This is a genomic window from Actinoplanes sp. NPDC048796, assembly GCF_040650035.1.
GTDB lineage: Bacteria > Actinomycetota > Actinomycetes > Mycobacteriales > Micromonosporaceae > Actinoplanes.
Genome location: NZ_JBEZGO010000005.1, coordinates 224,860 through 238,314, shown reverse-complemented (window position 1 = coordinate 238,314; position 13,455 = coordinate 224,860). Strand labels below are relative to the sequence as shown.

Here is a 13,455-nt window from a genome sequence, read left to right as displayed (position 1 = left end):
TCTATGACACCGTCGGCGCGACCGGGAAGCATGCGGTCTCTGGTGCGGCTCATCTAGGGCGGCGGTACTCCGCGACGACGAGGTCGGTCAGTTCCTCCAATGAGGTGTCGGTGGCTCGTTTGTCGAAAGTTATGCGGCCGTGCTGGAGGAGGTTGACGCGGTCGCAGACGTCGAGGACCTGGGCGTAGTTGTGGGCGATGATGATGACCGAGACGGTGCCTCGGCGTTTCAGGTCGCGGATCAGGTCGAGGATGAGGGCGCCCTCCTTCGCGCCCATCGCGGCCAGGGGCTCGTCCAGCAGCAGGACCTTGGCGTCCGAATACACCGAGCGGGCCACCGCTATCGCCTGGCGCTGGCCACCCGAGAGCTTGGCCACCTCGACGGTGACGTCGGGGATGTTGACGCCCATGTCCTTCAGGTGTTCGGAGGCTCGGCGGCGCATGGTGCGGTTGCTCAGCAACGGCCAGCGGACGAGTTCCCGGTTGAGGAACATGTTGTGGTAGACGGACAGCTCGTTGATCAGGGCCAGGTCCTGGTACACCGTGTCGATGCCCAGGGAGCGGGCGTGATCCACCGAGCGGAGCACCACGGGAGTGCCGTCGACGACGATGTCGCCGGCGTCGGGGCGGTGGTACCCGCAGAGGATTTTGATCAGGGTGGATTTGCCGGCGCCGTTGTCGCCGATCAGGCCCAGGACCTCGCCCTTGTCCACGTGCAGGGTGACGTCGCGCAGGGCGGTCAGGGCGCCGAAGCGCTTGGCGATGCCGGTTACTTCCAGGGCTGTCGTGGTCATGTTCTCCCCGCTCGCCGCAGCCGGGACAGGTACTGGTTGGCGATCATCGAGGCCAGGATGGCCAGGCCGAGGATCAGGTAGATCGTGTTGGCGCTGTAGCCGATCAGGTTGAAGCCGTTCTGGAGTTCGGCCAGCACCAGTGCGCCCAGGAACGCGCCGGCGACCGTGCCCGAGCCGCCGGCCAGGGCCGTGCCGCCGATCACCGCGGCCGAGATCGCGTAGAAGGTGAGCGTGGTGCCGCCGCCGATGTTGGGGTCGATCGTGTTGATCCGGGCCGCCTCCATGATGCCGACGAGGCCGCCCAGCGCGCTTGTGATCATGAAGTTGCCGATCTTGATGCGGGAGGCGCGGATGCCGGCCTCGGTGGCGCCGACCGGGTTGCCGCCGACCGAGATCGTGTGCAGGCCCCACCGCGTCCGGGTCAGCACCACGTGGAAGATCGCCACGATGATCAGGGCCCAGATGATCGACGCCCAGGGTCCCGCGCCCAGCCAGGTCTGCAAGCGGCCCTTCATCGCGGCGGGGATCGCCACCGGGTACGCGTGGGAGGTGATCAGAAGCAGGCCCTGCACCGCGAAGAACGTCCCCAGCGTCACCACGAACGAGGCCACGTGCAGCTTCGTGACGATCAGGCCGTTGATCAGGCCGATGACCGCCGAGACGGCCAGCGCGATCAGGAACGCGAGCAACGCCGGCACGTGGTAGAAGTCGATCGCGAAGTGCAGCAGGAACGGGGCGAACGCCGCCACGATGCCCACCGACAGGTCGATCTCGCCGCTGACCAGCAGCAGGACGATGCCCACGGCGACGATCGCGGTGGGCGCCGTGGCCTGGGCGATGTTGATGATGTTGTCCTTGGTCAGGAAGACGTCGCTGACCGCCCGGAAGTAGACCATCAACCCCAGGGCGACCAGCAGCACGCTCGCCTCGCGGCGGCGCAGGAACGCGTCGGCGAATCTAGCCATGCGCGATCGGCCCCGACCGGGGCACGAGGACCTTGTCGGTCGTCGATCCCTCGTACCTCGATTTGGTCGTCTGATAGGGACCGACGTTGTCTTTGGTGACGAACAGCAGGCCGGTGTTCGTCTCGCTCGGCGACATCAAACCGCCCGAGATCTTGTAGAAGTAGAGATACAGGACCGGCAAGAAACCTTGCAGGTACGGCTGCTGGTCGATCGTGTAATCGAGGCTGCCCTCGGCGATGCCGGTCAGCGTCTCCGGAATCAGGTCGAAACCGCCGGCGACCTTCAGGCTCTTCGACCGCATGTTGTACTTCTTCGCCACCTGCCCGACCGCCGACGTGGAACCCGCGTCCACGGCGAGCATGCCGCTCAGGTTGGCGTGCCCCACGGCGTACGCGTCAATGATCGAAAGGCCCTTGGTGACGTCGGCGTTGGTCGCCACCGAGGTGAAGGTGATCGCCTTGCCCGAGTCCTTGAAGGCCTGTTGGCAGCCGTCGATGCGCGGCTGGATGTTGAGCGCGCCGGGTGTGGCGATGAACGCGACCACGTCGCCCGAGGTGACCGTCTGCAGCGCCCGCTGGCCCAGGGCATAGCCCGATTCGTAAAGGCCTTGGCCGATGTACGCGAGACGATTCGTGCCCGGTTCGCCCCGCGCCCCGTCGGCGTTGTAGGACACCACCGGAATGCCGGCGCCGAGCGCCTGATCGACGGGCGCCCGGAACGCGTCCTTGTCGACCACGGCTATCGCCAGGCCGTCGACCTTGGCGCTGACCGCGGTGTTGGTCGCGTTCACCATCTCGGCCACGATCGAGTTCTGCGAGCCGGTCCACTGCGGTTTCTCCAGCCCGAGCAGGGTGGCCGCGTCCTCCATTCCGTACTGCGTCGGAGTGAAGAAGGGGTTGGTGGTCACGTGATTGACGAAGGTGAACTTCCATTTCGGGGTCTCGGGGAAGTTGCCGATGGCGCCGGAGGCCGCGGCCTTGTCGTCGCTGCACGCGCTGAGTAGGGCGCCGGCGGCGAGCGACGCGCCGAACAGCCCGGAGCCTTTCAGCAGCCGGCGGCGCGTCGTGGCGGGGAGATCCAGGGTCTCGACGGCCTCCTCGACCTTCGGGTGAATGGTGGACATGTCAGCCTCCATGCCCGTGCCCGATCCCTCGGGCACGGGCGGATCGGGTGCTACCGGGAAGTGCCGAACTGGTAGATCGTGGTCGACTTCAGGACCTGGCCGGGGCGCAGGACGGTCGACGGGAAGTTCGCGTGGTTGGGTGAGTCCGGGAAGTGCTGCGTCTCCAGCGCGAGGCCGTCACCCTGGCGGTACGACCGTCCGCTCGTCCCGTAGAGCGTGCCGTCCAGGAAATTGCCGCCGTAGAACTGGATGCCCGGCTCGGTGGTGGCGATCGTCAGCGTGCGGCCGCTCGCGGCGTCGCTGACCTTGGCCGCCGTCTCCAGCTTGCGGTACGAGGTGTCGCGCCGGTCGAGGACCCAGTTGTGGTCGTATCCGCGCCCGTACACGATCTGCTGGAAGTCGCCGCGGTTGCGCGCGCCGATCAGGGTCGGCCGGCGGAAGTCCATCGGCGTGCCGGCGACCCTGGCCAGCGTGCCGGTGGGGATCAGGGTCGCGTCGACCGGCGTGTAGCGCGACGCGTTGAGCTGGAGCTTGTGGTCGTCGATGGTGCCGGTGCCCTCGCCCCCGAGGTTCCAGTACGCGTGGTTGGTCAGGTTCACGACCGTGGCCTTGTCCGTGGTCGCGTGGTAGTCGATCCGGATGCCCCTGTCACGGGTGATCGTGTACGTGACGGTGGTGCGCAGGGTCCCCGGGTAGTTCTCCTCGCCGTTCGGGCTGACGTAGGTCAGGCGCAGTCCGACGGTGTCGCCGCCCTTGACGGGGGTCGCGCTCCAGACACGCTTGTCGAAGCCGACGTTGCCGCCGTGCAGGCTGTTCGGATCGTTGTTGATCGCGAGCTGGTACGTCGTGCCGTCCAGGGTGAACTTGCCCTTGGCGATCCGGTTGCCGTAACGGCCGATCAGAGCGCCGAAGTACGCGGGGTTCTTCGAGGTCACGTACTCGTCAAGCGTCTTGAATCCCAGCGTGACATTGGTCAGCTTGCCGTGGCGGTCCGGTGTCTCCACGGTCTGCAGGATTCCGCCGTACGTGAGAATGCGTACCCGGAAAGCTCCGTTCGTCAGCGTGTACCGGTCGACGGCTTGACCGCCGACGCTGCCGAACGCCTCCTTGCTGATGGTGGGCTTGCCGCCCGCCTGCGACGACGATGCCCCGGCCAAGCCGAGGCCCGCGCCCAGGAGCATCACGGCCCCGGCGCGGACGAGCATTTTGACGGTGGCTGTCATTGGTGCCTCGTTCCTTCGGGCGTGACGCCACGCCGCCACGGGCGTGGCGGTGCGAAGCCTTTGCCGATGCCGAGGACGGCCGGCCATCGGCCCAGACGGGGCCGGCTCGGGGCCCGAGCGCGGTCCGGATACGAGTACGCTGCGGACCGTAAGCAGGTTGAGAGATCGACACCAATCGTCCGATCGGCCGAATAGTTAACGTGAACATGGATCGTTTGACGGGGGCGGCCCTTCTCGGAGGGGTGCGGCAACGGGCGTGGTCGCTGTTGATCACGGCCGCCTTTCTCGTGCTCGGCGCCGCGGGGGCGGCCGGGCCCTTCTTCGCGGAAGCGTCCGACAACGCCGCCTTCCAGGTCGGGCGCGACGCGGTGTCACCCACGGCCCGGCAGACCGACGCCGCGGTGGTGCGCCTCTCCGCGCCGGTGGGCCGGGCCAGCAACGATCATCAGCAGGTGCTGGACGACCTGCGCCGGATCCCGCACCTGACCGAGCCCGACCTGACCGGTGGGTCGATCGGGGCCGAGCTCAAGGCGCCGAGCTTCTGGGGCTCGACGGCGTCGTTCGGCGGTGCTTCCGAGCGCGGGCGCCTTTTCGCCGTCACCTCGCCGGCCTCCGAATTGGACGGCGAGGCGCACGGGCGGGGAGGGCTGTGGATCCCGCAGCCCATGGCGACGTCACTGCGGGTGAAGCCGGGCGACACGATCACCATTACGGTCACCGTGGGTACCTCAGGGCGGTCACGCAGCGCCAAGGCCCGGGTCGACGGCGTGTACGCGGTCGACGCGGGCGGGCGGCTGCCGGCCGGATCGTCGTGGGCGCTGCGCCGCGGCGACACCCCGCCCGACACCGAGTACGAGACCCTGCCGGCGTATCTGCTGATCGGCGACGTGCCCACCATCGAGAAGCTGGCGCTCGAGGTCGACGACGAGATCTTCTGGGCGGCCGAGGCGGCCCTGGCCCCCGGGGTGACCCTGGCCGAGGCCCAGAGCACCGCCAACGAGGTGGAGGACCTGCGCCGGGGCTACGCGAGCGGCCTCGAATTCGGGCCGGACAGCCCGCGCAGCATGCGGTTCGCCAGCGGCATCACCCAGATCGTGACGGACGCCCGGGCCACGTCGGGCGCCGTCGAACAGCGCACCCGGCCGGTCGAGTGGGCGGCGATCGCCGTCGGCCTGGCCTCGGTGCTGGCGGTGGCCCTGCTCAGCGCCCGCCGCCGCGACCGCGAGATCCGCCACGCGGTGGCGGTCGGCATCGCACCGGCCCGCGTCGGTGGCCTGTGGCTCCTCGAACACCTGCTGCCGGCGGCGCTCGGGGTGGCGCTGGGCTGGCTGACGGCCTGGCAGCTGGTGGCCCGCCTCGGCCCACCCGGGCGCCTGGCCGAGTCGTTCGCGCCGGCCGCGGCCGGCTCCTCGGTGGCGGTCCTGGCCGGGGTCCTGGCCGTCGCGGGGGTGGGCGCGGCCTCGGCGGCCCGACGCGTCCGGCCGGCGCCGCCGGTCGCCGTACGCCGCAAGCTGCCGTGGACGACGATGCTGGTGCTCGTCGCCCTCACCGCCGCCGCCGGCCTGGCCGGCGCGGGCGACGCCACCGGCGGGGTGGACCTTCTCGTGCCCATGCTGGTGCTGGTCGCCATCGGGGCCCTCGCCGCCTGGCTGCCCGGCCTCCTCGCCGGCCGCGCCCGCCTGCGGCTGTCCCGCGGTTCGTCCGCACCCGGCCGGGTGCCTGTCTTCCCCGGCGGCGGCCCCGCTTCGCCGGCTTCCCCTGACCTGGGCGCCCCCGTTTCGCCGGCTTCCCCAGGCTCGGGCGGCTCCGTTTCGCCGGCTTCTCCGGCCGGCGGTGCTTCCCGGGGGCGCGGGTTGCCCGGGTCGCCGGGTCGCGGGGTGCTGTGGCTGGCCCGGCGCCGGCTGGGGGAGGCCGGCGCCGAACGCCGGCTGGCCGTCCTGGTGATGACCGCGGGTCTCGGCATGCTTCTGTTCGCCCTCTCCGCCATCGAGTCGACGCAGGTCGCGGCGGACGACCGGGTCGCCGTGGCGGCCGGCGCCGAACTGGTGGCCACCATCGAGGGCTCGTGGGAGATCGACCCCACGGCGACCCCGATCCCGCGGGAGGATCCCAACAAGCCGGTATGGGACGGCCCGGTCCCGGGCGTGCACTCGCCGTCCCTGCCCCCGGGCTCCACCGTCGTCTGGCGCACCGACGTCGAAACGCCGCTCGACTCCACCCAGAAGGACCTGCTCATCATCGACCCGGCCCGCTTCCGCGAGGTGGCCCTGTGGGGGAGCGGGCCCGACCTGGCGAAGGCCCGCGCCGCCCTGGCCACCCTCGAACGGGCGCCGGCCGACGCGAGCGGCCACCCACGGGCGATCGCCGTCGGCGACCCGGAGACCAACCAGATCGACTCGGTACGGATCAACGTCGGTTACGCCGTGTCCGACCTGACGATCGCGGCCCGGGTGCCGGCCTTCCCGGGCATGGAGGGCCGTCCCATGTACGTCGTCGCCCACGACCCGCTGCTCGGCGAGCTCGGCATCGACGACCCCCGCCTGAAACCCCGCAACCAGCAGCCCAACCCGCTGTTCGCCCAGACCTACCTGTACGCCACCGACATGTCCGCCATCCAGGCCGTGACCGCCCCGGTGCAGGCGCAACCCTCACGCATCGACAGCGCGGCCACCCTTCGCAAGGACGCCGCGTACGTCGCCACCTCGCGAGCCCGCGGCTATCAACTCGCGGTAGCCGGTTACCTGGCGTTGCTGGCCGTGCTGACGCTCTGCATCTACGCCCAGCGCACGGCCACGCTGCGTCGACCCGCCGACCTCATGCTGGCCCGCGTCGGCCTCGGCGCCGCCCGCGTACGCCGGGCCCGGGCGATCGAGTTCCTGCTGCTGACGGTCGTCGCGCTGGCCGCCGCCGTGGCCGGGGTGGCCGGGCTCGCCACCGTGGGCCCCCGCCTGCTCGACGATCAGCCCGGCCTGCTGCCACGCTTCGCCTTCGAGATGCCCGTCCCGGCCCTGCTGATCACCGCCCTGGCGGCCGTCGCCGCGGCGGTTCTCGCCATCTGGGTGAGCAGCGCCCGCTCACAACACGCGGAGGAGGACGCCTACCGTGACGACTGACCTGCCCCCGCCCCCCATTCCCGGCACCGGCTCCGGCCCAGGCCGCTCCGGGCCGCGCGGCTCAGCGTCGGGCGGCTCCGCGCGAGGTGGTGCGGTTCCGCTGGGTGGGGTCTCGACGCTGGACGGGTCGCTGCTCGAGGGGCGTGAGCTGCTCCAGCTGTACGCCGCGCCGACCGGGGCGACTCAAGCGTTGCGGGGCGTCGACGTGACGATCGCCGGTGGGCGGATCAGTGCCATCACCGGGCCTTCGGGTAGCGGCAAGTCGACCCTGCTGGCCGTGCTCGCCCTGCGGGAGCGGCCGGCCGGGGGTGAACTGCGGCATCGCGGCCGTCTCGTCGCCGGGCTCTCGCGCCGCGATCTGCACCGGCTGCGGCGGCGGGAGATCGGGTGGGTCGCGCAGCGGCCCACGCACAGCCTCTTCCCGCAACTGGACGCCCGCTCCCAGATCGCTCAGATGGCGCAACTGCGCGGGGTCACGGTCGACGTCGACGCGGCCCTCGCCGAGGTCTCCCTCGGCGACCGGGCCGGCGCCCGGCCGGCCGTCCTGTCCGGTGGGGAACAGCAGCGCCTCGCCGTGGCCGCGGCCGCTGTCGGGCCGCCCGCGCTGCTGGTCGCCGACGAGCCGACCGCGGAACTCGACGACGAGTCGGCCGCCCTCGTCCTGCGCCTGCTGCGTGCCCGCGCCGACCAGGGCAGCGCCGTCGTCCTCGCCACCCACGACGCCCGGGCCGTCGCCGCCGCCGACACTGTGCTGCGCCTGCGCCACGGGGTTCTCTCCGGCGAGCAGAGCGCCGGCGAGGACCACACCGCCACCATCGACGGCCTCGGCCGTATCCAGCTCCCCGAGGAGGCGCTCCCGTTGTTCCCCGAGGGAAGGGTCGTCGTCACCCTGGTCGACGGTCACGTGGAGCTCCACCCCCGTACGGGAGCCTGATCGTGGCCTTGATCGAAGTGCACGGGGTGAGCCACACCCGCGGCGGCACGCGCGTGCTCGACGGCGTCGACCTGTCGCTGGACGCGGCGACCACCGCCGTCCTGGCCGGCCGGTCGGGTTCCGGCAAGTCCACGCTGTGCCACCTGATCGCCGGCGTGATGACCCCGACCTCCGGCCGTGTGCTCGTCGACGGCCGGCCCGCCCACCCGTCACCCGACTGGGCCACCGTGTCGCTGCTCCCGCAGCGGCTCGCCCTCGAGCCGACCCTGACCGTCGCCGAGAACGTCTTCCTCCCGGCCGGCCTCCGAGGCTCGGCCGCCGGCCCGGCCCACCTCGACCGTCTGGGCCTGACCGCGATCGCCGACCGTCCCGCCCGCGACACCTCCCTGGGCGAGCAGCAACGTACCGCCCTGGCCCGCGCCCTGGTCCTCGACCCGGCCGTGGCCGTCCTCGACGAGCCCACCGCCCACCAGGACGACGAGCACGTCCAGCTGGTCCTGGACGCCCTGGCCGCGTCCACCGCCACCGGCACCCTGGTTCTGGTGGCCACCCACGACCAGCGCGTCATCGACATCGCCGGCCGGGTCGTCCGCCTCGCCTCGGGCCGCGTCGTCTCGGAATGAGGGCCGAATGAGGGCCAACTGACCAGTCGAATCGCTCATGGCGGCCGGCGGCGCCGCGGCCACCGTTGTCGTCATGGAACGATTCGATGTCGTAGTGGTCGGTGGCGGCACCGCCGGTTCGGTGGTGGCGTCCCGCCTGTCGGAGGATCCGGCGTGTTCGGTGCTGCTGATCGAGGCCGGCACCGGGAACCCGCGAGACGCCGTACAGGATCCCAACATCTGGCCGAGGCTCCGGGGCACCGGCCTCGACTGGCGGTTCACCACCGTCCCGCAGGAGGGGCTGCACGGCCTGCGGCTGCCGTATCCGCGCGGGAAGGCGCTCGGCGGCTCCAGCGCGATCAACGCGATGATGCACATCCGCGGCGTGCCCGAGAACTACGACGCCTGGCCGGCGGGCTGGCGGTACGCCGATCTGCTGCCCTACTTCGACGGCCTGGTGCGGCCCGCCCCGCTGCCGCCGGACAACCCGTTCTTCGCCACCCTGGTCGACGCGCTGAACGACGACGGCCGCTACACGGCGATCCATCATGACCTCGCGATCGTGGACGGCAAACGGCAGAGCGCGGCCGACGCGTACCTCACGCCCGAGGTTCTGGCCCGCCCCAACCTGACCGTGCGGGCCGACACCCTCGTCCTCCGCTTGATCATCGAGAACGGCGCCTGCCGCGGGGTCGAGCTCGCCGGCGGCGTCGCCGTCCGCGCCGAGCGCGAGGTGATCCTCAGCGCCGGCGCGATCGGCTCACCCCACCTGCTGCTGCTCTCCGGTGTGGGCCCGGCCGACGAGTTGCGGGCGGCCGGCGTCCCGGTCGAGGCCGACCTGCCCGCGGTCGGCCGCGGCCTTCAGGATCACGCGATGACCGGGCTGAACTACGCGTACGGGCCGAACCCGCCCGCCGCCGGATACCGCCCACCGGAGATCACCGCCCTGCTCCGTTCCTCGACCGCCGCCGGCGGCCCGGACGTCCAGCTCACCGCCATGTCCGTGCCGTATCAGCCCGCCGGCCTGCCGGTGGTGGCCCCCGGTTCCCTGGTCGCCGTCTCGGTGGTCCTGCCCTACAGCACCGGTCGCGTCACCCTGGCCGGCGCCGACCCCGGCCTGGCGCCCCGGATCGACCCCGGCCTGCTCACCGACGTGCGTGACGTCAGCAAACTGGTGGAGGGCCTGCAAACAGCTCGCCAGGTGATGACTGATCCCCGGCTGACCGCCTGGCGTGGTCCCGAGACCCTGCCCGGTCCCTGGGTCGACACCCCCGACGGGCTCGCGTCCTTCGTCCGTCACGCCACCGGCACGTACTGGCACCCGTACGGCTCACTGCGCATGAACGCCGCCGTCGACCTCGACCTGCGCGTGCGCGGCGTGACCGGCCTGCGCGTCGTGGACGCCTCGGTGTTCCCGGGCGGCGTCTCAGCCAACCCGAACGCCACGGTGCTGGCCGTGGCCGAACGCGCCGCCGATCTCATCCGAACCGCTGCCAGTTCTTCATGACCCAGGCCCGGCAGCGGCCGGCCCACCTCCGGGCTGACGATCGCGTTGCCGCCGCGCCGGACCAGCAGCGCCCCGGCCACCGCCGCCTCGGCGATCGTGGCCGCCGGAGGTGAGCGCCTCCGCGGCCACGGCCGCCACATCCGCCGGGTCCGCGATTTCCTGGGCGCCGTCCCCGAACAAGTTCGAGATCGGCCGCCCCGGCTCCTTCGACCAGCCCCACATGATCGCCGATTTCCGTACCGTCGTGGGCGTTTCGCCGGCCGCCTGCCCGCACCGGCCCCGTGCCGTGGCCTCAGCTCGTGGCGAAGCGCAGAAGCGCGCCCGTCATGGCCTCGACGAAGCGGTCGCGCGTGGCCGGACCCACCCGGTCCAGGGAGAGGAAAGGATTGAGGTCTTCCAACTCAACGAGCAGCAGACCGCCGTCGCGGGTGCGGCAGGCGTCCACGCGCTGAATGCCGTGCTCGACGGCGTTCCAGTCGATGAAGCGCCGCGCGAAGGCTAGGTCGGCCTCGTCGGCGTCATACGGTTCGAGTTCCCAGCGCTGGTCCGGCCGGGGCGCGTACAGGGCGTACTGGAAGTCGTGGCCGACGAAGTAGAACGACACCTCGTACGTGAAGTCGATGTGGGGCTGCACCAGCAGATCCGTGTAGTCGAGTCCGTCCAGCGCGGACCGTTCGACGACGGTCAGCCCGGCCGAGTCCGCCCCGAACTTCGGCTTGGCCACGTATCGATCCGTCTGCGGCAGCCGGCCCACGTCCGCGAACCGGTCGACCGTGGGAATCACCGGATACCCGGCCGCGAACAGATCGAGCAGATACTGCTTGCCGGCCATGTCCCCCTTACCGGTCAACTCGGTGAAGACCCGCACGCCCGCCTCGGCCGCGGCCGCGCGGAACGCCTCGTACTCGGCCTGGTAGTTCAGGACCGGCCCGCTGTTGCGGACCACCACCACGTCGAAGTCGCCCATCAGCGCCCGGGCGTCCAGGGGATGGCACACCGCCAGGTCGAAGTGGCCGCGCAGCCGTGACGTCAGGAAGATGTCCTCGTCGCAGTAGCGGCGCCCGCGGGCCTCATAGCCCAGATCGCTGACGTACAGGACACGGGGCCGCCCGGAGATCACGGCCTCATCCTCGCACGGCCGCTCCGAGCGCCTGGATCAACACGGTCGCGATGACCGCCTGGCCGGTGGTGGCGAAGTGGATCCGGTCCTGGCTGAGCAGGTCGGGCCGGTCGTTCAGCGGATGGTCCCAGCAGTCGCCGACGGCCGCGCCGTGCTCCGCCGCCAGCTCCCGCGTGAGGTCGTTGAGGCGGGCGACCCGGTCGCTGAAGTCGGGGAAGCCCGGGATGACGAAGGCCCGGCCGAGGGTGAAGACGCTCAACTGGGCGCCTGTGGCGCTCGCCCAGGCGTACATCAATCGAAGGTCCTTCTCGATCCGGCCCCAGTCGGGGGTGCGCCGCATGATGTCGTTGGCGCCGCTGTTGAGATGCAGAAGGTCGGGACCGAAGTCCTCGACGCGCTGGGCCTGCTCGCGCATCGCCTGCGCGGTCGTCGCGCCCACCCGCGCCGTGTTGAGGTACGCGAGTCCGGGCCGCACCCGCCGCAGCACCCGCTCGACGCGGGCCGGCCAGCCCAGGTCGTCGTACCCCGGGGTGGCGTCGCCGACGCCGAGGGAGAGGCTGTCGCCGAAGACGGCGAACCGCCGCCAGGGCGCGCCGGCGAGCAGTTCCGCGCCCTCGGCGGGCGAGAGGACATCGGGATCGGTCGCTTCGACGGTCGTCATCATGAGTCCTGACTTCTCGAGTGGCGGATTCGCAGGGCGGTCGCGGCGCTGGCCAGCGCCACCGCGCCGACGGCGATCGTGCTGTTCCGGAAGGCGATCTGCTCGCCCAGGACGGCCACGGCTCCCGCGACACCCAGGGCGTAGCCCGCTTGGCGGGCGGTGTTGACGACCGCGCTGCCCGTGGCCGCCGCGGCGGGGGCGAGGTCGGCGGTCGCGGTGGCGATGAGAGTGGGCATGGCGATCCCGATCCCCACGCCCATGACGATCCAGCCGGGAAGGATGTCGGTGGCGTAGTGCTCGGCGCCCTGGGCGGCCGTCAGCAGGGCGCCCACCCCGAAAACGGCGAGCCCGGCGGACACGACGAACCGGGCCGGCACGCCGGCGGCCCAGCGCTGGGTGAGACTCGCGAACAGCGGCACGGCCACCGGGCCGGGAGCGAGCGCCAGCCCGGCGCGCAGCGGCCCGTAGCCGGCGGCGATCTCGAGCCACAGCGACACGCTCAGGAAGACAGCGCTGAAGGCGCCGGTGAAGAGCAGGATCGTCAGGTTGGCGGCGGTGAAGCTGGGCACCTTCCACAGCTGGGGCGGCACGACGGGCGCCGGGTGGGTCCGGACCCGATGGATCAACACCATTGAGGCCAGTACGGCGGTCACGCCCGTCAGCAGAATCGCGGGCGAGCCCCACCCCCAGTCGCCGGCGTTGACCAGACCCAGCGACACGGCGCCGACCGCGACCGCGACGGCCAGCGAGCCCACCGGATCGGGGATCCGCCCGCTCTTCACCGGCGCGCCGCGGGGGAGCAGGCGCAGGGCGTACCCGAAGGCGATCACTCCGATGGGGAGGTTGAGCAGGAAGGCCCACCGCCACGAGGTCTGCGCGAGCAGGCCCCCGATGACCGGCCCGAGCGCGCCCGCGAAGGCCGAGCTGGTGGCCCACAGCTTCACCGCGCCGGCCCGGCGCGGCCCCGGCAGGACGCTGAGGATCAGCCCCAGGCTGGCCGGGGTCAGCACCGCCGCGCCGACCGCCTGAACGGCCCGGAAGGCGACCAGAAAACCCAGGCTGGGCGCGATCGCGCAACCGAGGCTGGCCACCGTGAAGACGCCCAGCCCGGCCAGGAAGCCCGCCTTCCGGCCGTACCGGTCGGCCAGGCGGCCGGCCGGGATGAGGCAGGCGGCATAGACCACGATGTACGCGTTGAGGACCCAGCTGAGCCCCGGCAGGGAGGCCTGGGGGTAGCTGGCGCCGATCGAAGCCAACGCCACGTTGACGATGAACAGGTCGAGCATCGTCATGAACGCGGCGGTGCACAGCAGACCTGTGGCCCGGGAGGCCGCCCCGGGCGCCACCTCATCGGCGGCCGCGGTGGTGGTCATGGTCGCCTCCCAGTCAGTCGGCAAATCAAACTGACTCGCAT

General features: G+C 71.6%; 11 protein-coding genes. 4 read left to right on the top strand and 7 right to left on the bottom strand.

What is annotated here, in order from left to right; translation table 11 throughout:
* Nucleotides 1–49 precede the first annotated feature (49 nt).
* The 4 genes from AB0C26_RS22755 to AB0C26_RS22740 are packed head-to-tail and all read right to left on the bottom strand — an operon-like array spanning nt 50 to nt 4,104.
* Complete coding sequence (locus AB0C26_RS22755; protein WP_360250697.1) at nt 50–793, bottom strand: ATP-binding cassette domain-containing protein; 744 nt, start codon at nt 791–793, stop codon at nt 50–52.
* On the bottom strand, nt 790–1,758 hold the full coding sequence (locus tag AB0C26_RS22750) for an ABC transporter permease (protein ID WP_360250694.1): 969 nt from the start codon (nt 1,756–1,758) through the stop codon (nt 790–792). Before AB0C26_RS22750 ends, AB0C26_RS22755 begins: the two co-directional genes overlap by 4 nt.
* On the bottom strand, nt 1,751–2,881 hold the full coding sequence (locus AB0C26_RS22745) for a sugar ABC transporter substrate-binding protein (RefSeq protein WP_360250691.1): 1,131 nt from the start codon (nt 2,879–2,881) through the stop codon (nt 1,751–1,753). Before AB0C26_RS22745 ends, AB0C26_RS22750 begins: the two co-directional genes overlap by 8 nt.
* A 50-nt stretch (nt 2,882–2,931) precedes the next feature.
* Complete coding sequence (locus AB0C26_RS22740; RefSeq protein WP_360250688.1) at nt 2,932–4,104, bottom strand: aldose epimerase family protein; 1,173 nt, start codon at nt 4,102–4,104, stop codon at nt 2,932–2,934.
* A gap of 206 nt (nt 4,105–4,310) precedes the next feature.
* Here AB0C26_RS22740 and AB0C26_RS22735 point away from each other — a divergent pair, with 206 nt between their 5' ends.
* The 4 genes from AB0C26_RS22735 to AB0C26_RS22720 all read left to right on the top strand — a co-directional run bounded on the left by AB0C26_RS22735 (nt 4,311) and on the right by AB0C26_RS22720 (nt 10,260).
* Nucleotides 4,311–7,217, top strand: a complete 2,907-nt coding sequence (locus tag AB0C26_RS22735; protein WP_360250685.1) for a hypothetical protein — start codon at nt 4,311–4,313, stop codon at nt 7,215–7,217.
* Entirely contained in the window at nt 7,207–8,151 is a 945-nt protein-coding gene (locus AB0C26_RS22730; protein ID WP_360250682.1) for an ATP-binding cassette domain-containing protein, read from the top strand. Before AB0C26_RS22735 ends, AB0C26_RS22730 begins: the two co-directional genes overlap by 11 nt.
* 2 nt (nt 8,152–8,153) lie before the next feature.
* Nucleotides 8,154–8,774 carry an ATP-binding cassette domain-containing protein gene (locus AB0C26_RS22725; RefSeq protein WP_360250679.1) on the top strand — a complete coding sequence of 207 codons (621 nt, stop codon included), beginning with the start codon at nt 8,154–8,156 and terminating at the stop codon, nt 8,772–8,774.
* 73 nt (nt 8,775–8,847) lie between these two features.
* Nucleotides 8,848–10,260 carry a GMC oxidoreductase gene (locus AB0C26_RS22720; protein WP_360250676.1) on the top strand — a complete coding sequence of 471 codons (1,413 nt, stop codon included), beginning with the start codon at nt 8,848–8,850 and terminating at the stop codon, nt 10,258–10,260.
* Nucleotides 10,261–10,552: 292 nt separating this feature from the next.
* Here AB0C26_RS22720 and AB0C26_RS22715 read toward each other — a convergent pair whose 3' ends face one another.
* The 3 genes from AB0C26_RS22715 to AB0C26_RS22705 are packed head-to-tail and all read right to left on the bottom strand — an operon-like array spanning nt 10,553 to nt 13,414.
* Nucleotides 10,553–11,380, bottom strand: coding sequence for a hypothetical protein (locus AB0C26_RS22715; RefSeq protein WP_360250673.1), 828 nt, complete (start codon nt 11,378–11,380; stop codon nt 10,553–10,555).
* A gap of 4 nt (nt 11,381–11,384) precedes the next feature.
* Complete coding sequence (locus tag AB0C26_RS22710; protein WP_360250670.1) at nt 11,385–12,041, bottom strand: SGNH/GDSL hydrolase family protein; 657 nt, start codon at nt 12,039–12,041, stop codon at nt 11,385–11,387.
* Nucleotides 12,041–13,414: an MFS transporter gene (locus AB0C26_RS22705; protein WP_360250667.1), complete on the bottom strand. Its 1,374-nt coding sequence runs from the start codon at nt 13,412–13,414 to the stop codon at nt 12,041–12,043. The genes AB0C26_RS22710 and AB0C26_RS22705 overlap by 1 nt, the downstream gene beginning before the upstream one ends.
* Nucleotides 13,415–13,455 lie beyond the last annotated feature (41 nt).